This window comes from Paraburkholderia sp. (genome assembly GCF_004298475.1).
Classification (GTDB): Bacteria; Pseudomonadota; Gammaproteobacteria; order Burkholderiales; family Burkholderiaceae; genus Paraburkholderia; species Paraburkholderia denitrificans.
Window position 1 is genome coordinate 22360 of record NZ_SCRP01000018.1, and the last position, 17930, is coordinate 40289.

Consider the following 17930-nt stretch of genomic DNA (forward strand, 5'->3'; position numbering starts at 1 on the left):
TTGTGTGCTTCGTGCGCCGCGCGCCCGACTGACTCATGAAACCCCCGCGCTACGACATGAATTTCCCGATGCCGCCGCAGGGCAGGCGCAATCGTGTCTTTCCGCCGACCCCGCCGACGCTGCATAGCCTCGCCGCCGTGATTACCGGCGTGGTTGTCGTGTGCGGGCTGTACTTCGGGCGCGCTGTGCTGATCCCGATCACGCTTTCCGTGCTGCTGAGCTTCCTGCTCGCGCCGCTCGTGACGATGCTGCGCCGCCTGCATCTGGGCTCGTTTCTGTCGATCTTCCTTGCCGCGCTTGCCACGGTGCTCGCGCTGGCGGGCATTGGCACGCTGATCACGGCGCAGATCGTTCAGCTTGCAGCCGATCTGCCGCAATATCAGGAGGCGATCGAGCAGAAGGTGGAGACGGTGCAGGAAAAGACCGTGGGCCGCGCCGATCTGCTGATGAGCCGTGCGGCCACCGCACTGCAGCGCGTGACGCCCGCGCCGCCGCCCGCACCTCCGCCGCCGCACGGGCACGCGGCGCGCAATGCGCCTGGCGTGCCGATGCCGGTCGAGGTCCACCCGCCCGCACCCACGCCGATGCAACTTGCGCGACGGGCATTCGCGCCGGTCATCGCGCCGCTCGAAACGGGCTTTATCGTGCTCGTGGTGACGATCTTCATCCTGCTGCAGCGCGAAGATCTTCGCGACCGGCTCATCAGCGTATTCGGTTCCGAAGATCTGCATCGCACCACGACGGCCATTAACGATGCATCCGAGCGCCTCTCGCGCTACTTCGTCGCGCAACTGGGCGTGAATGTCGCGGTGGGCGCGATCATCTCGATCGGGCTCGCCATCGTCGGCGTGCCGGGCGCGCTGCTGTTCGGCGCGGTGGCCGCGTTGCTGCGCTTCGTGCCGTACATCGGCATCTGGATTGCCGCGGCGCTCGCGACGGTGCTCGCTGCCGCCATTCAGCCGCAGTGGACGATGGCGGTTTCGACGCTGATTCTCTTTATCGTCGTCGATGTGGTGGCCGGGCAATTCGCGGAGCCGATGCTCTACGGACGCCGCTCGGGTCTTTCGCCGCTCGCGGTCGTCGTGGCGGCGATCTTCTGGACCTGGCTCTGGGGGCCGGTCGGGCTTGTGTTGTCGACGCCGCTCACGCTGTGCATCGTCACGCTTGGGCGCTATGTCGACCGGCTCAACTTCCTGACCATCCTGCTTGGCGACCAGCCCGCACTCACGCCCGCGCAGATGTGCTATCAGCGGCTGCTTGCCGACGATCCGCGCGAAGCGTTGCTGCAGGCCGACCGGCTGCTCGCGGGCATGCCGCTCATCGACTACTACGAGCAGGTGGTGTTCGAAGGCCTGCGCTTTGCGCGCAACGATGCGCTGCGCGGCGTGCTGCCCAGCGAACAGGTCGCGCGTATCAATCAGGCGCTGCGGGATATCGTGGAGGACCTCGAATCCGTCGACGATTCGCGGCATGTTACGGGTGACGAAAGCAGTGGCGACGGCGCCGCCACCGTTGCAGGGACAACCGCTTCCGACCCGGGCGCGGTGCTGTGCGTGCCGGGACGCGGCGCTTTCGACGAAGTGGTCGCCGCTATCGTCGCGCAACTGCTCGTGCGGCGCGGTATTGCCTGTGCGACGACGAGCTATGAGCAGGTGCGCGCCACGCGCGCTGCGATGGTGGATGCGCAGCACACCGCTGTGATCTGCGTGGTGTCGCTCGATGCGCCCGAATCGCCGCCGTATTTGCGCAATCTCGTGCGACGGCTGCGCGAGCGGACGGCGCAAGCGGTGATCGTTGTGGGTGTGTGCGGATCGCGCGGCGAGGAAATGCCCCTCACGTCCGACGATCCGAATGCGCGGATGGCGGCCACGTTGAGGGATTTGATCGACGAGTGCGCGGGTGCACGCGTGACGTGATCCCTCGCCAGGATGACGTGGCACGCCGAACGCCACTTTGGCGGTGTTTGTGACATTCATGAAGATGTCACGGTAAACCGCGAATATGCGAGGCTCCGTGCCCATTGGCGCGGCATGATAGCTACCGGAAGACGATACGTTGCTGAGTCCGCACGAAATTGCCACGCTGATGCTGGTCCGCCATTCGCCGGACCAGATCGATATGAATCGCACTGAACTCGACACGCTGCTCGAGCGGCGGCTGCTCGCGCTGGAGTCGCGCACCGAAGGTCGACAGAGGCTTTCGCTGACTAAAACCGGCCGTCAGTTGCTGGAAGCGGTCGGGGGTCTGGATCCCGCTTTGCCGAGGGCGCGTGATGCCATCGGCTTCGGCCGCTGCATCGCGTCCGTCTAAATTCTTTCCCGCCTGATTTTCCGCACGTATTCACTCGCGCATTCATTCGATACCGCAGGCAGAGTGGGATGACATGCTGAATGCGCGCGCATGGCTGCACGAGTGCAGCCATTTGCATTTGTATTTTCGCTTTGCGCGACGCGCCGACATTCACGATTCGCGAGCCGTATGAATTACTTCATACAAAAAGCGAATCGTTCACGCTGTTTCTATTCACCAGAAATTTATCCTGAAATTTAGCCAAACCGTATGGACGTGTTTGGTAACGATGTGTTTTACTGCTTGTTCGATACATCGCATGGCGCACACATGCATTGTGCATGACAACGTCTGTCGTACAAACGTCACGTCACCCGGGTAAGCTCAAGCGTCCACGACGCCCACGTGGGCGTGGTGAGTCGAGCGACGGTACTTTTGTGCGGAAGCGTTCCTTATACGGAGCCCGTATTTTGATTCGCATTTCTGAGGATTATGTCGTTTCGAAAGCTGCGCGTCTGGGCGGCGCCCGGCTTTGCGATCGGCGCGTTTATACGGCGGCCGTTATTGCTCCGAAGCCCCACATCTACGCATTATTTCCCGTACGCGGCGCGCTTCATTGTCGCAGACGCCTCGTTTGCACAGGATTGCACTCACTTCTTGCAGAGCGGCAGGATCTATTCTGATCTGCCGCACGGTTTTTTTGCCGACCCTGATCACGTGATGCCCGCAAGGGCCACAACTATCGCAACGCAGTGCGTTTGCACGGCGCGATAGTCGACAGCGGTGGATTTCAGTAAGAGGTTGTAGCCAGCGCGCCGCCGGCATGAGACACCGGCGCGCTTCACGTCCGTTTTGATGCCGCGCGTTTGCACGTACGGGTTAATGCCCATCGTATGGCGCGCGGCCGGTCGTCAAACTGGTTCATCCTCCATGGTTTTTGTCAGCTTGCTTATAACCCTAGAATGAAAGGAGGACATATGGCGAAGCGTGTTGCTTATGTGACCGGCGGTATGGGTGGCATTGGAACTGCAATTTGTCAGCGGTTGCACAAGGACGGCTTTACGGTGGTCGCAGGCTGTGGACCGAATTCGCAGCGTCGCGTGAAGTGGCTCGAAGACCAGAAAGCCGCGGGTTATGAATTCATCGCATCCGAAGGTAATGTGGCCGACTGGGAATCGACGGCTACGGCTTTCGCGAAGGTGAAGAAGGACGTGGGCGAAATCGACGTGCTGGTGAACAACGCGGGCATCACGCGCGACGTCGTGTTTCGCAAGATGACGCACGAAGACTGGACCGCCGTCATCGATACGAATCTCACGAGCCTTTTCAACGTCACCAAGCAGGTCATCGACGGCATGGTCGAGCGCGGCTGGGGCCGCATCATCAATATTTCGTCGGTGAACGGGCAAAAAGGCCAGTTCGGTCAAACCAACTATTCGACGGCGAAAGCCGGCATTCACGGCTTCACGATGGCCCTCGCGCAGGAAGTGGCGACGAAGGGCGTGACCGTCAACACGGTTTCGCCGGGTTATATCGGCACGGATATGGTGCGCGCAGTGAAGCCCGAGGTGATGGAGAAGATTGTTGCGAGCATTCCGGTGCGTCGGCTCGGCGAGCCGCACGAAATTGCATCGATCTGCGCGTGGCTTGCGTCGGATGAGTCGGGTTTTTCGACGGGTGCCGACTTCTCGTTGAACGGCGGCTTGCACATGAGCTAAGTGCACGCCGCGTGCGTGCCGTAGCATTGTTTCAGTGCGGGAGTGGGCGGCAGCCTGCTCCCGCATTTTTCATGATGCGCTCGCGCGGCGAGGCACCGGGCAAAAAGAAAACGCGCCGGAAACAGGGGTTCCGGCGCCCAAGGTTGGCTTTGCGTGTAAAACCGGACTGCAGTGACATAAGACAGGGTATGGATCAGGGCGCGGGGGCACTTCATTTCCCCGTTGTCTCGTTCCATGGCTGCTTTAACGGCAGATGCAACGCAAAATTGAGCGCGGAGAATCACGTTTTTTTCGATACTCATGCAGACAAGCCGCGCCACCGCATCACGCGCACGGTCGTGCAATCTGGCCCGGCGGCTGGAATGAAAAGCGCCCTATCATGGGGCCGACGTATCCGGCAATGAGGTAGCCATTCGTGTCGCGGCAGTCAATGCGGTCACGTCGATGTTGTCGATCCGCCTCATCTTCGCGGCGCCGTTCGCGATAGGCGTGTGGCTGACTTATACGGGCTGGATCGCTCGAACGGAATCGACCTGATGAATTCGTCCTGACTGCGTGTGCACGTGGTGTCTGCGTGCACGCGCGCGGCCGAAGCCAGGATTCATGTGTTGCGAGGGATTGAATCAGATTGAGGCAGTGCTTTCCGGTCGAGCTTCGAATCGCCAGATAGCGATTCGGCAGCGATTCGGCGGCGATTGCGTGGAGCGATTGAAACTGCCGGATAGTTGCACGAACAATGTTGCGCCGCGCAACTTTCACCGCGGCCCACGATCGACGTTTCAGTGTTGTCAGGCGCGCTACCGGTCTTGCGTGCCGTGCGCTTATGGCTTGTCGATTCCTTGCATGGCCCAGCCGACTGCCCAGAATGCAATTGCGGCCGTACCGAATAACAGGCCGCCGGACCCAAAGAACGCCGCCGAGCCTGCCACCAACAGCCAGACACAGCCAAGAATTTTGAATAGCGTGCCGAGGTGCATCAGTCCGGTAGGTGTTCGCATACCGTTGTCTCCGTCTTCGTGTGCACAGTCAAAGATATTTCCCGTCAATCCATCGATACGAGCGACCCGCCAATGAGCACCTTGATTTGTTACGAGAATTTTCAACGTGTTCAGTGAGGGATGTGTGCCTCTACAGTAATCGGCCATTATGTCCGGCGACATCAGGATGTTTGAAAAAACAGTTTTTCTCTTTCTGTTTTGAGCCGTGTCATATGGCGCATGCCTCCCTGCAACAGGCTAATCGGATTGAGAGACACTGCCGTACCGCGCTTCGTGCAAGACGTGCCGCTATTCGAGTGTTTTCTGTTGCCGGCTATCAAACGTTTGCATGCTCGATAACCCTTACTGATTTAAACTTCACTGATTGATTTTCGTGATGTTCCGATATCGATACGGTTCAAGTTCAAGTGTAGTGGTGTACGCGCGCCCATAGGGTGTACGCCGTTGTGATGATTGACAAAGCGGGTAATAAGGAACTGCATCGCGGTTGCGCGTGTGAACCGTGAAATCCACTGGGCTTCAGGAACAATTTCAATCGCCGTCATATGCCTGAATGCTTTGCGCAAATTGTTGCCGGTTACGATTTTTTTAGATCGTTCACCACGCAATGGAGAAGTGATGGAGAACGCGGGGCGGCGAACTTTGCCGTTCGCGTCCACACCAATCCTCACCCCACCTCTGACCGGATTTAGCCAGAATGCACGTGGTGTATGATGCGTGCGCGATCCGGCGCGGAATGTTCCACTTGGATCGTGGAACGGCGGCGATACCATTCGCGCCGGATTGCACCTGAGCGCCAGTTTCTGTCAGTAGAACTTGAAATATCAGAATAACTAATAGTGTTCACGCTGCACGCACGGATTGTTTGATGGCGCGTTCATTTCAAGATTTGGAAAACGGCCGATAGAAGACCGCGCCTACGGTCGCACGTTGGCAAACTTGCACGAATCCGGTCCAACGCGATAACGGGGGTGAGATCCGAATTAAACGGATCTGCACGCGCCACTGCTCTGCCACGTCAAACGACCGCGTCGCGCTCGGCGCGCGGCGCTCGAAGACCCAACGGGCTGAATCAGCTCTTTCTTGATGTCTGTGGAATGAATGTTGTAGGCACGTGTTGAACCTTCTCGCTTCCGCATTTGGGGCAGCGCGGGTGAGCCGATTGATGTTCCGCAAGATGCTCGACGCTCTCGAACGTTTCACCACATTTTTCGCAGCGGTATTGGTAGGTCGGCATGGCAATCCTCCGGTATCGACTATGCATCTGCGTATTAGTATGGCTCATGGTGCCGGGAACTCAATGAAGTCGCCAGGTTGAATGTAACGCCCGCTGTGGTCGGCAAGGGTGCACGCATCGTGCCCACCGGACACATACCGCTTTCAAGAGGGAAGACATGCCAAAGGATGTGATTGTCTGGGGTATCCTGGGTACGGGAAAGATCAACGACAAGGTCGTCGTGCCCATGAACAGCGCGCCCCAATGCCGGGTAAAGGGCATTGCATCGCGAGATCCGCAGAAGGCTCGAGAAGCCGCCGCGAAATACGGGTTGCCGGTGGCGTACGACAGCTACGAAGCCCTGTTGGCCGATCCGGAAATCGATGCCGTGTATATCCCGTTGCCCAACCACATTCACGTGGAATGGGCGATCAAATCCGTCGACGCGGGCAAGCACGTACTGTGTGAAAAACCGATTGGGCTGAATGCCGAGCAGGCCGCGCAACTGGTCGCCGCACGCGACAGGAGCGGACGATACATACAGGAAGCATTCATGGTCCGCACGCATCCGCAATGGCTCAAGGTGCGCGCGTTGATCGACGAAGGGGCCATTGGCGAATTACGGGCGATAACCGGCGGTTTCACCTATAGCAATACCAACCCGCACGATATTCGCAACCAGAGCGAACTGGGCGGCGGTGGCCTGCTGGATATCGGCTGTTATCCGATTACGACTTCGCGTTTCGTCATTGGGCGCGAGCCACGGCGGGTAGTCGCCTTGATGGAACGCGACCCGGCGTTCGAGGTGGATCGGCTGGGCTCCGTGATGATGGACTTCGACGGCGTACAGGCGAGTTTCTTCTATTCGACCCAGATTCACCCCTACCAGCGCATGCAGTTTCACGGCACGGCAGGGCGGATCGAAGTTGAAATTCCGTTCAACGCGCCCAACGACCAGCCGACGCGCCTTCTCGTGAGTGAACGCACAAGCGCGAGAGCGATCGACGATCGGTGGGTGGAACTGCCGGCATGCGATCAATACGGCGTGGCAGCCGCGGTGTTTGCACAAGCGATATTGAGCGGTGGTCCACAGGCCATTCCGCTGGACGACGCGTGCGCGAATATGCGGGTGATCGACGCTGTTTTCCAATCGGCGCAATTGGGTGGCTGGGTGAGCATTCCGGAAAGGTGAGGTAACCGCGAGCACCCGCACGCGCATTCGGTGCGATACCGCTGAATGCGCGCACGCCGGTGCCTGCGCGGCTGCGACTACCCCATCCTCGTGGCCTAGCCGCTTTTCGCTGTTTTAATGGGCGATCCGATGATCGATCAACTCGCTCACGACACGCGGATCGGCCAGCGTGGAAACATCGCCCAGATTGCTGTAATCGCCATCGGCGATCTTGCGCAGGATGCGGCGCATGATCTTGCCTGAGCGCGTTTTTGGCAGAACCGGTGCCCACTGAATGAAGTCGGGGCTCGCGATTGGGCCGATTTCCCGGCGTACGAGCGCTACTAACTCTTTCTGCAATGCCTCCGTCGGCACGATGCCGACCTTGAGAGTCACATAGGCGTAAATGCCCTGGCCCTTGAGCGAATGCGGATAGCCGACCACAGCCGCTTCCGCGACGTCGGGGTGCGTGACCAGCGCGCTTTCCACTTCGGCGGTGCCGAGCCGGTGGCCCGAGACGTTCACGACATCATCGATCCGCCCGGTGATCCAGTAGTCGCCGTCTGCATCGCGATAGCAACCATCCCCTGTGTAGTATTTGCCTTCGAACTGGCTGAAATACTGCATCCGCATGCGATCGGGGTCGCCGTACACGTAGCGCATCTGTCCAGGCCACGAATCGAGCATGCACAGACTGCCTGTCCCTTCGCCTTCGATGATTTCCCCCTTTTCGCCGACGATAGCGGGCTGCACGCCGAAGAACGGCCGGGTGGCCGCACCGGGTTTGAGCGTCGTGGCGCCCGGCAGCGGCGTGATAAGAATGCCGCCGGTTTCCGTTTGCCACCAGGTGTCGATCACGGGACACCGCTTTTCACCGACGATTTCGTAATACCAAAGCCATGCCGCCGGATTGATCGGTTCGCCAACGGTGCCGAGCAGACGCAGCGATTGGCGCGACGTCTTCTTGACCGGCCCGTCGCCGTCGCGCATCAGGGCGCGAATTGCCGTGGGCGCGGTGTAGATGATCTGCACGCGATGCTTGTCGCAGATCTGCCAGAAACGCGAGCTGTCCGGGTAATTCGGCACGCCTTCGAACATGATCGTGGTGGCGCCGTTGGCGAGCGGACCATAGACGATATAGCTGTGGCCCGTCACCCAGCCGACGTCCGCCGTGCACCAGTAAACATCGCCGTCGTGATAGTCGAAAACGTACTGATGCGTGAGCGTGACGTACGTGAGATAGCCGCCTGTGGTGTGCACGACGCCTTTGGGTTTGCCGGTCGATCCGGAGGTGTAGAGGATATAGAGCGGATCCTCCGCATTCATTTCTTCAGGCGGGCAGTCGGCGGAACTCTGGCTCATCAGTTCCTCATACCAATGATCGCGGCCTTCGCGCCAGCCGACCTTGCCTCCCGTTCGCTTGACCACCACGCATGTTCCGACTGCGGGGCATTTTTCCATCGCCGCGTCGGCGCTTTCTTTCATCGCTATCGTGCGGCCGCCTCGCACGCCCTCGTCGGCGGTGATGAGTATGTTGGAAGCACAATCCTGAAGGCGATTTGCGAGCGCCTCGGGCGAGAACCCACCGAACACGACAGAGTGAATTGCGCCGATGCGTGCGCACGCGAGCATCGCGACGGCGGTCTCGGGGATCATCGGCATGTAGATGGTGACGCGGTCGCCGCGCTTGACGTCGAGTGATTTCAGCACATTGGAGAACTTGCAGACTTCGGTATGCAGTTCGCGGTAGCTGAGGATGCGGCTGACGGCAGGATCATCGCCTTCCCAGATAATCGCGGGCTGATCGCCGCGCGTCTGGAGATGGCGGTCGAGGCAATTGCTGCTGGCGTTGAGCGTGCCGTCGTAGAACCACCGGATGCGCAGATCCTGGCTCGCAAAGGAAACGTCTTTCACATGCGTGTATGGGCGGATCCAGTCGAGACGTTTGCCGTGCTCGCCCCAAAATCCTTCCGGATCTTCCGTCGAACGGCGGTACATCTCTTCATAACGGGCCGCATCGGCCCAGGCACGCGTGGCCCGGTCTGCGGGCACAGGAAAGGTCTGATGTTCAGACATGGTTTCCTCCTTGAGGATGTCGCGCTGTCACGCGGGCGGCGGCGTGCCCATTCAAAGCGGCACGCCGCCGTCCCGGTATTGGCCCGCTACGCGGCTTGTGGGTGTGGTTCTGCGTAGGGGTGCGTGGGCAGCACCGTGCGCCCGAAGCTCTCATTGATCACCATTGCCGCGGACGCGTAGAACGCCAGCATGGCGGTAATCAGGCCCGTATAGCCGCCGAGATGCGTTGCGAGCGCGGACCCGGTCCATACGCCGACGGCGAGGAGCAGATAGGTGATCCAGAGTGCGAGGAACACGAGTTGCACGGACGTGCTGGTGTGCATCGAGCCGATCCACATGTAGAACGTGAAAACGCCCCATACCAGTAGATACCAGCCGACGAACGCTGCCGGCACCTTCGTGCCGAGGAATGCGACGAACAGGGCGAAAGACCACCAGAACGCGCCATAACTGAGGAATGCCACGGTCCCGAGCGTATTGCCGCGCGGAAATTCGAGTATGCCCGCGATCATTTGCGCCGTACCGCCGAACGCGAATGCGAGCGCCAGCACGAGCCCCATCGCGTCGGCGTTGAACCAGCCGGCGTTGACCATGCTGAGCATCCAGGTTGTGAATGCAAACCCGGCGAGTCCGAGGGGCGCCGGGTTGGAAAGATTGCCACCCATGATTTGCCTCCATGGTCATTGTTTCCAGTTGCCAACTGCCGGGCGATCGGCGGCGGCATGACGGGCGGCCCGTCGCCGATGTGCTCGACCACATGCCGTGGACGACACGGCATTTACTTCACCGTTGCACAGTGCGCAAAACGCGTGCCGGAGGCGGCACGCGATCGTCTGAAGTTTGATTCGGGCCGCGCACTGATATCCGCCGTAAAAGCGGAATGGCTCATGCTTATTATAGGTCGCGCATCATGGCGTGATATTTCGTTTCACGAGTGAATTGGCCGGGAATATCAAACCTGAATTGCGCATTTGCAGCGTTATCGCTTACCGGAGCGGGAGGCGAAGATATGACGTAATCCTGATGGAATTGAAATGCGTGGTTTGTAGCGCGTAGCGTGATAACCGGCCCGCGCTAATGCGGAAAATCGGCTCACTTCTTGTCAATGACGAGAATGCCTTGGCACGCGTGGTGCGATTCGAGAAGAGAGCCCGTCGCGCTTGTGCCCGAGCGCGAATATCCGGCGCTTTACGAACGCTTTCACTAGCTGATTGCGCACGGCGGGGAAGACGTCGATGTGCGCCCGCTGCGTCTCGTGGCCGATGCGTTCCTGCTCGGCCGTCACGTCGAAGCCGAACCCTTCGGTGTTCGATAAGTGGTTGATCAACCAACAATCAATCGCCGCTCAACCACCGATCAACCACCAACCGGCCGCTCCGGTTCGAGCGCCGCGCCGCCGAGGATCGTGTTGGCGTCGGCGCGCGCGTTGTCGAGCTGCACGACGCTCGCCTGACGTGCGGCCAGCGCGTCGTGATGCTCGATTGCCGTGAGAATCGCCTTGTGGCGCGGCAGCGAAAGGGCATGCGTATTCGGGTGCCGGCTCGTGAGCTTGATCGATTCCGAAAGCGCGAGCGAGAGCATGTTGCCGATATACGCGAGCATGTCGTTATGCGTGGCCGCCATGATCGCGCGGTGAAATTCCAGATCGGGTTCGAGCAGTTCGGCGGCGGTGCGCGCGCGCTCCATACGTGCGTAAGCGGTGCGGATACGCGCCAGGTCTTCCTCGCTGCCCGAGATGGCGGCGAGTGCGGCGGCGGCCGGTTCGATGATCTGGCGCACCGTCATGAGCGACTGGAAAAACGCGCCTTCTGGAATGCTGTTGACGGTCCAGTAGAGCACGTCCGGATCGAGCATGTGCCAGTCTTCGCGCGGCCGCACCACGCTGCCCACGCGCGGCTTGGACACGACGAGGCCTTTGGCCACGAGCACGCGCGTCGCCTCGCGCAACACCGGACGGCTCACGCCGTACGCTTCGCAAAGCGTGGGCTCGGGCGGCAGGCGCTGGCCCGGCGCGAACCGGCCACTGACGATTTGCATGCCCAGTTCCTGCACGATGCGGCCGTGCATGCTTTTGCGATTCTGCAGATTGCGATAATTCATTTTTTCCCGGCTGGTACAGCCTCGCCGGTTGCCCCCTCGTGTGTGGTCAGTGCGCGCCGTTGGAGCGCATCGCGCGGTACTCCCGCCGCACGATGTCCATCAGTTCCGGCACCGACGTTTGTGCGCTGTGCTGCTCGAACGTCACGCGGCCGCGCTGCATGAGCATGATGCGGTCGGCGATGTCGAGTGTCTGCGCATAGTTGTGCATGATCATAATAATCGAGAGCCCGCCTTTTTCCTTGAGGCGCAACACGAGATCGATGATGAGTGCGGCCTCGCGCGCGCCCATGGCGGCGAGCGGTTCGTCGAGCAGCAGGATCTTCGCATCGGAATGGACGGCGCGCGCGACTGCGATGGCCTGGCGCTGGCCGCCCGAAAGCCGCTCCACGGGCAGATCGACCGAAGGCACATGCACGCCGATATCGTCGAGACACTGCGCGGCGAGTTCGCGCATGCGCGCATGATCGAGCAGACGGAACGGGCCGCGCCGCACGATTTCGCGGTTCAGGAACATGTTGTGATAGATGCTGAGCGAATTCGCGAGCGCGAGATCCTGATACACGCACTCGATGCCGAGCGCGCGCGCGTGATCGACGGAGCGCAGCAGCATTTCCTGGCCATTCACGTAGAGCGTGCCGCTCGTCTGCTGATGAAACCCGGTCAGGATTTTCACGAGCGTGGACTTGCCCGCACCGTTATCGCCGAGGATGCCGAGAATCTCGCCTTTGCCGAGCGTAAACGACACGCCGTCGAGCGCCGTCACCGCGCCGAAGCGTTTGACGAGCTGGTCGCCGCGCATCGCAAGCGCAGCGCTTTCCGCCACGTTTGCATATGCGTTAGAAGACGCGGCGGCGTCGGGTTGCCGCTCGACCGGCTCGACCATTAGCGGCTCCCTTTGCGCCGGATGCGTCCGACGTGAATATTGAAGACCATCGCGGCGAGAATGGCGGCGCCGAGAATGATGTTGAACGTGAACGCGTTGATGCCGATGAGCGTGAAGCCGTCGTTGAGAATGCCGAGCACCGCCGCGCCGATCAGACCGCCGATGATCGTGCCCGAGCCGCCCGTGAGCGGCGTGCCGCCGATCACGGCGGCGGCGATGGCGAGAAAGGTGATCTGGTTGCCGCCGGCCTGCGGATCGATGGACGTGATGCGAAAGCCTTCGAGAATGCCGGTGAGGCCCGCGAGCATCGCGGCGATGATGAAGTTGCCGAGCCGCAGCCGGTTCACGTGAATCCCCGCCTCGCTCGCGCCGAGTGGATTCGCGCCCGCCGCCTGCGTATGCAGCCCCCAGCGCGTGTGGCGCAGCAGGATATGCATGGTGATCGCGAGCCCGAAGGTCCAGAGTATTTCGCTGTAGCCCCACGCGCCCATGACGTTCGCGAAGGTCGTCGACCCGGGCGCTTCGACCGGCGTGCCGCGCGAGACCGTGAGCGTGATCCCGTTGATCAGAAAGAGCGTGCCGAGCGTCGTCACGAACGAGGGCAGACGCAGCCACACGGTGACTGCGCCGTTCACGAAGCCGACGAGCGCCGCCGCGGCGAGTCCTGCGATCAGCGCGAGCCACATGGGTGCGCCCGCATCGTTCGCGAACACCATCATGAACGGCGCGAACGCGAACACCATGCCCGACGAAAGATCGATATCGCCGCCGATCATCAACATGATTTCGCCGAATGCGATGATCGCGACCGGCGCGACGAATTGCGAGAGATTGACCAGACTCGCATTCGTCAGAAGGAAATCATGATTGGCGAACTCGAAGTACGCGGCGAGCAGCACCGCGACCAGCAGAATGCGCAGCTCCGCTGACCAGTTTGCGAGCAGGAGCCCGCGCGGCCGCGCGGGCCGCGCCGGGACTTCGACTTTGCGGGGTTCGTCCACAGTACCCATCACGATTTGATCGGGCCTCTCATTTGCAGGATCTGCGCCTTGGTGCTCTTGCCTTCATAGCGCGTCGACGTGTTGAGGTACGGCTCGACCGTGTTCTTCGTCACGAATTTCAGGCCCGTGTTGACGTTCGCCGGTCCCACGAGACCACCCGATGCAAGCGTCACGAACGCCTGCATCACCGTATAGAAGCCCTGCACGTACGGCTGCTGGTCGATGGTGAAGTCGAGGAAGCCTTCGTGGATGAGCTGGACGGTGGTCGGCAGCAGATCGAAGCCGCCGCCGTGCACGCCCTTCGCAGGCAGGTTCTGTTCCTTCATCACCTCCGCGACGCCCTGCGTGCTGCCCGCGTCGACCGCGAACATGCCCTTCAGGTCCTGGTGGCCGAGGTAAAACGCCTTGATCTTCGAGAGTTCCTCGTTGACGGTCGCGCCCGTTGCGACGGTCTGGATGTCGATCTTCTTGCCCGACTTCTTGATGGCGTCGGATGCGCCGTCAAGACGCGGCTGGATGTTCAACTGGCCCGGCGTCGCGATGAAGAGGCCGACAAGGCCGCTGTCGATGAGGCTCACGATGCGCTCGCCCATCTGATAGCCCGAGAGATACAGGTCCTGGCCGATATACGAGAGACGCGGGTTGCTCTTGCCGCGCGGTGCATCGGCGTTGTAGGCGAATACCGGAATGCCTGCGTCGAGCGCCGCCTGGATCGGCTTGTCGAACGCAGTGGGGTCGACGATGGGGACCGCAATCGCGTCGGCCTTCGCGGCAATCGCGGCGTTCACCGCGCGCACCATTTCGCCCGCGTCCGAGGTGGCCGATCCGGTCCACTGATAATCCATGCCGAGCAGCCCGCACGCGTCCTGAATGCCGTACTGCGTGGGCACGAAGAACGGATTCGTCGTGACGTGGTTCACGAATACGACCTTCCACTTCTTGTGCGCGGGGAATGGCGCTTCGGCAGCCTGTGCCGTCGAAATCAGTCCGCCCGATCCCGCGCCTAGGGTACCGAGCAGCGAAAGCGCCGCGCCGAGTCCCGCGCCCTGCAACAGGCCGCGTCGGCCTGCTTTTACCTGCTCCTGCTGGTCTTGCCCGTCTTCCCGTTCTTGCGCCATGTCTTCCTCCTGTTGTTTTCGTGGATCAAAGTGCATGCACATTCACGACGGCACCGGGCGGCGCGCCAGCGACCCGAAGGACGCAGCGGATTGAAGTATGTGGAGACCGTGCCGAACGGTACGTCGAAGATGGTAATGCAGCGTTTTCACGGGGCCTAATGCACGTATACCCGTAATAAGTCGGACTATTGTCAGGTGCGGCGGGCCGATGCTCAACGGCAAGCACGAAGGGCGCGACATCGGCTCGGGCACCGTGGTCTGGCAGTTGAGCGAGCAGGTGAAAGCAGGGCGCATTTCGATTCACGAATTCATGTCGGCGGAAGCGGGCATGTCGCGTTCGGCGGGCACCTGTAACACCATGGGCACCGCTTCGACCATGGCCTGCATGGCCGAGGCGCTCGGCGTGACGCTGCCCCACAACGCGGCGATTCCCGCCGTCGATGCGCGCCGTTATGTGCTCGCGCAACTTTCGGGCATGCGCATCGTGCAGATGGCGCTCGAGGATCTGCGCCTCTCGAAGCTGCTCACACGCGAGGCGTTCGAGAACGCGATCCGCACGAACGCGGCCATTCACCTGAAGGCGATTGCGGGGCGCGTTGGCGTGCCGCTCGAACTCGACGACTGGACCCGCATTGGGCGCGGCACGCCGACCATCGTCGATCTGCAGCCCTCGGGCCGGTTTCTGATGGAAGAGTTTTATTACGCGGGCGGCCTGCCCGCCGTGCCGCGGCATTCCCATTGAAGCGGGCTGCGGCTCGTATCGACGCGAACCGAATCAGGAGGACGCAGTCAGTGTCGGCGGCGTGGCATTGCGCGCAGGCCCGTTTTTAAGGGCGATGTGAAGGTGAACAAAACGAAAATGGCCCGCACTGTCTGCGGGCCATTTCGGGGCGCGGGCGCCGGGCGGAAACCACCGGAATACCCACGTCAGGGTGCTTTGAAGCGCAACGGCGATTCATCAGCTCAATAGCTTACTGGCCTTGCTGCGACGAACCGTTCGCCACGCCGCCGACTGCAGCGTTTTCAGCAGCGACGCGGGCTTCGGCAGCCTGAATGTTGGCCGGATAGTCATACGGGTTCGCCCGCGACGGGTTGTAGCCGGCCTTTTCGATCTGGACCAGTTCCGCACGCACTTGCGCGCGGGTCATCGGCTGGTTCGACTGGGCGAAAACAGCAACCGGAGCGGCAAGCGTAGCGGCGATAACAACAGCTTGAACGAGCGATTTCATGACTATTACCTCCAGGATTTGTCTTTTTCGGCTGCCGAAAAGGTGTATGCAGCACTGAGGCAAGTGTAGGAGTCTGTAGGATTAGGGTAAATACCTAAAATACGAATTCACTGTTCTCCAGGCGTAAACAATCCGGGCTGAACAGGGCTACTGACCATCGAATCTGACGCGATCCGCAGCAATACGGCCGGTGAGGCGGAACCTCCGGCCCATGCGGCTCGCCCATGCGGGCGCTACGGGCACAGAAGCCGGGTTTCGATGTTTTCGTATGATGATTAAGCCGGCCAGGATGACCGGCTTGCGCGTCTGGGCGAGGGCGAGGCGCACACCGGCCGTAGCCGGTGCGGCCTGCGAGGAGAGTCCGGGCTTGCGTCAGGGATTGCGGCGATGGGCCGTTGCACAGGCACAGGCGGCACAGGCGGCCCAGACGGCCCAGACGGCCCAGACGCGACGCGTCACTTCACGGTCTGGACGACTTCGAAGCCTTCGAACTCCGGATGACCGCGATACAGCGGGCGGCTCGTGCTACCGGCGTTACGATGCGCCGCGCGAAATGCGTCCGAGCGGGTCCAGTCCTCGAACGCCGTGCGGTTCGCCCACACGGTATGGCTCGCATAAAGCACGTAGTCGTCGCGCTGCGGACCTTTGAGCAGATGAAATTCGATGAAACCGGGCACGTCCTTGAGATGCGTGTCCCGGTTGAGCCACACGTCCTCGAAGGCGGCTTGCTCATCCGGCGCAACCTTGAAACGATTCATGGCGATATACATGCCGTGGTCCTCTTCTGTTTCGATGTCGGTTCAATGTCGGCTCGATGCGCCGCGCGCGCTCGCGCCGAACGGACTTCGATTATAGGCGCGCCGTGCCTGGCTCAAGCCATCGCGCCGATCATCTTGCCGACCGTCGCCGCCAATGCGCGCCGCCGAAGCGCGACGCCGCATGTGCACTCAGTCCGCCGCGCACGCCGTCTGCGGTGCGTGAACGGCTGCGGCGGCCACGCCGGTCGCCCCGGTCGCGCCGCTTACCTCGACCGGCACGCGGCGTGCAAGCGCGCACATGAGTTCATAGCCGATCGTGCCCGACGCCTCGGCCACTTCGTCCACCTTCACCTGATCGCCCCAGAGTTCGACGGTCGAGCCAATGGCCGCCTGCGGGCACGGCGTGAGATCGACGGTCAGCATGTCCATGGAAACGCGCCCGACGATGCGCGTGCGCACGCCATCGACGGCAATCGGCGTGCCGCTCGGCGCATGGCGCGGATAGCCGTCGGCGTAGCCGCAGGCGACCACGCCGATTCGCATCGGCTGGTCGGCCCGGAACGTGCGCCCGTAACCGATGGTTTCTTGCGGTGCGACGGTCTGCACGCCGATGATGCGGCTCGTGAGCGTCATCGCCGCGTGCAGTCCAAAGCCCGCAACATCGCGCGCGACGCCCGTGGGCGACGCGCCGTAGAGGATCGTGCCGGGCCGCACCCAGTCGCGATGCGCGCGGGGATGCCAGAGCACGCCCGCCGAGTTCGAGAGCGACTGCTCGCCGGGCATGCCCTGGGTGGCGGCATCGAATTCATCGAGCTGCCAGTCGATGGCGCCGTCATCGGCCGTGGCGAAGTGGTTCATGAGCCCGACCGAGCCGACCGACGGCAGCGCCGATGCGCGCTCCCACGCGTCGCGGAACACCTGCGGACGAAAGCCCAGTCGGTTCATGCCGGAGTTCATCTTCAGCATGATGTCGATGGGCTGGCGCGGCCTGGCCGCTGCGAGCAGTTGCAGCTGCTCGTTGCAGTGGATGGCGACGGTGAGGCGATGGCTGTCGGCGAGTTCGACGTCGACCGGCTCGAAGATGCCTTCGAGCAGCAAGATCGGCTTCGTCCAGCCGAGCTCGCGCACGCGCACCGCTTCGTCGAGATCGAGCAGGGCGATGCCGTCCGCCTGTGCGAGCGCGGGGTAAATGCGCTCGATGCCGTGACCGTAGGCGTTGGCCTTGACGACGGTCCAGACGCGGGACGTCGGCGTCATCTGCTTGATGAGTCCGAGGTTGTGGCGGACGGCTTCGGGATGAATACGGGCGGTGATGGGACGCGGCATGATGGTTCGTAATTCGGAGATGTTTGGCCTGCGCCGCCCGTTTCGCG

General features: G+C 61.6%; 16 protein-coding genes and 2 pseudogenes. 6 read left to right on the top strand and 12 right to left on the bottom strand.

The window, feature by feature from the left end; genetic code table 11:
* The first annotated feature begins 56 nt into the window (after window positions 1–56).
* From EPN59_RS10505 to EPN59_RS10515, 3 genes are all read left to right on the top strand, one after another.
* The gene (locus EPN59_RS10505) at window positions 57–1916 is read left to right on the top strand and encodes an AI-2E family transporter (protein WP_293046013.1); all 1860 of its coding nucleotides are present in this window, start codon (window positions 57–59) and stop codon (window positions 1914–1916) included.
* 139 nt (window positions 1917–2055) lie between these two features.
* A complete protein-coding gene (locus EPN59_RS10510) occupies window positions 2056–2310 on the top strand; it encodes a hypothetical protein (protein WP_293037644.1) in 255 nt (84 codons plus the stop codon).
* A gap of 956 nt (window positions 2311–3266) precedes the next feature.
* Window positions 3267–4007: a 3-ketoacyl-ACP reductase gene (locus tag EPN59_RS10515; protein ID WP_293037647.1), complete on the top strand. Its 741-nt coding sequence runs from the start codon at window positions 3267–3269 to the stop codon at window positions 4005–4007.
* Window positions 4008–4828: 821 nt separating this feature from the next.
* Here the strand turns inward: EPN59_RS10515 and EPN59_RS10520 are convergent.
* The 3 genes from EPN59_RS10520 to EPN59_RS10530 form a co-directional block, all read right to left on the bottom strand.
* A complete protein-coding gene (locus tag EPN59_RS10520) occupies window positions 4829–5005 on the bottom strand; it encodes a hypothetical protein (protein ID WP_293037650.1) in 177 nt (58 codons plus the stop codon).
* A gap of 350 nt (window positions 5006–5355) precedes the next feature.
* On the bottom strand, window positions 5356–5664 hold the full coding sequence (locus tag EPN59_RS10525) for a hypothetical protein (RefSeq protein ID WP_293037653.1): 309 nt from the start codon (window positions 5662–5664) through the stop codon (window positions 5356–5358).
* A 413-nt stretch (window positions 5665–6077) separates the two neighbouring features.
* Complete coding sequence (locus EPN59_RS10530; RefSeq protein WP_293037656.1) at window positions 6078–6242, bottom strand: zinc ribbon domain-containing protein; 165 nt, start codon at window positions 6240–6242, stop codon at window positions 6078–6080.
* 157 nt (window positions 6243–6399) lie between these two features.
* Here EPN59_RS10530 and EPN59_RS10535 point away from each other — a divergent pair, with 157 nt between their 5' ends.
* Window positions 6400–7413: a Gfo/Idh/MocA family oxidoreductase gene (locus EPN59_RS10535; protein WP_293037659.1), complete on the top strand. Its 1014-nt coding sequence runs from the start codon at window positions 6400–6402 to the stop codon at window positions 7411–7413.
* 114 nt (window positions 7414–7527) lie between these two features.
* Here the strand turns inward: EPN59_RS10535 and acs are convergent, their stop codons facing one another.
* Together acs and EPN59_RS10545 are read right to left on the bottom strand one after the other, a co-directional pair.
* Window positions 7528–9468: an acetate--CoA ligase gene (acs, locus tag EPN59_RS10540; protein WP_293037662.1), complete on the bottom strand. Its 1941-nt coding sequence runs from the start codon at window positions 9466–9468 to the stop codon at window positions 7528–7530.
* An 86-nt stretch (window positions 9469–9554) separates the two neighbouring features.
* Window positions 9555–10133, bottom strand: a complete 579-nt coding sequence (locus EPN59_RS10545) for an acetate uptake transporter (RefSeq protein ID WP_293037665.1) — start codon at window positions 10131–10133, stop codon at window positions 9555–9557.
* 482 nt (window positions 10134–10615) lie between these two features.
* On the opposite strand from EPN59_RS10545, the pseudogene EPN59_RS10550 reads away from it, so the two are divergent.
* Window positions 10616–10783, top strand: a pseudogene (locus tag EPN59_RS10550) (gfo/Idh/MocA family oxidoreductase); the annotation flags it as partial.
* Window positions 10784–10824: 41 nt separating this feature from the next.
* Here the strand turns inward: EPN59_RS10550 and EPN59_RS10555 are convergent.
* The 4 genes from EPN59_RS10555 to EPN59_RS10570 form a co-directional block, all read right to left on the bottom strand.
* Entirely contained in the window at window positions 10825–11568 is a 744-nt protein-coding gene (locus EPN59_RS10555) for a FadR/GntR family transcriptional regulator (protein ID WP_293037668.1), read from the bottom strand.
* 46 nt (window positions 11569–11614) lie between these two features.
* A complete protein-coding gene (locus tag EPN59_RS10560; protein WP_293037679.1) occupies window positions 11615–12367 on the bottom strand; it encodes an ATP-binding cassette domain-containing protein in 753 nt (250 codons plus the stop codon).
* An 83-nt stretch (window positions 12368–12450) separates the two neighbouring features.
* The gene (locus EPN59_RS10565; protein ID WP_293037682.1) at window positions 12451–13461 is read right to left on the bottom strand and encodes an ABC transporter permease; all 1011 of its coding nucleotides are present in this window, start codon (window positions 13459–13461) and stop codon (window positions 12451–12453) included.
* Window positions 13461–14570, bottom strand: a complete 1110-nt coding sequence (locus tag EPN59_RS10570; protein ID WP_293037670.1) for a sugar ABC transporter substrate-binding protein — start codon at window positions 14568–14570, stop codon at window positions 13461–13463. Before EPN59_RS10570 ends, EPN59_RS10565 begins: the two co-directional genes overlap by 1 nt.
* Window positions 14571–14754: 184 nt before the next feature.
* Here EPN59_RS10570 and EPN59_RS10575 point away from each other — a divergent pair.
* Window positions 14755–15294: pseudogene (locus EPN59_RS10575) on the top strand (dihydroxy-acid dehydratase); the annotation flags it as partial.
* Between the two features lie 247 nt (window positions 15295–15541).
* On the opposite strand, the gene EPN59_RS10580 reads toward EPN59_RS10575, so the two are convergent.
* From EPN59_RS10580 to alr, 3 genes are all read right to left on the bottom strand, one after another.
* Entirely contained in the window at window positions 15542–15799 is a 258-nt protein-coding gene (locus tag EPN59_RS10580; protein WP_293037673.1) for a DUF4148 domain-containing protein, read from the bottom strand.
* Between the two features lie 455 nt (window positions 15800–16254).
* Window positions 16255–16569 (bottom strand): antibiotic biosynthesis monooxygenase, encoded by a 315-nt coding sequence (locus EPN59_RS10585; RefSeq protein ID WP_293037676.1) that lies wholly within the window; start codon window positions 16567–16569, stop codon window positions 16255–16257.
* Window positions 16570–16746: 177 nt separating this feature from the next.
* Complete coding sequence (gene alr, locus EPN59_RS10590) at window positions 16747–17883, bottom strand: alanine racemase (protein ID WP_293045998.1); 1137 nt, start codon at window positions 17881–17883, stop codon at window positions 16747–16749.
* Between the last annotated feature and the right edge of the window lie 47 nt (window positions 17884–17930).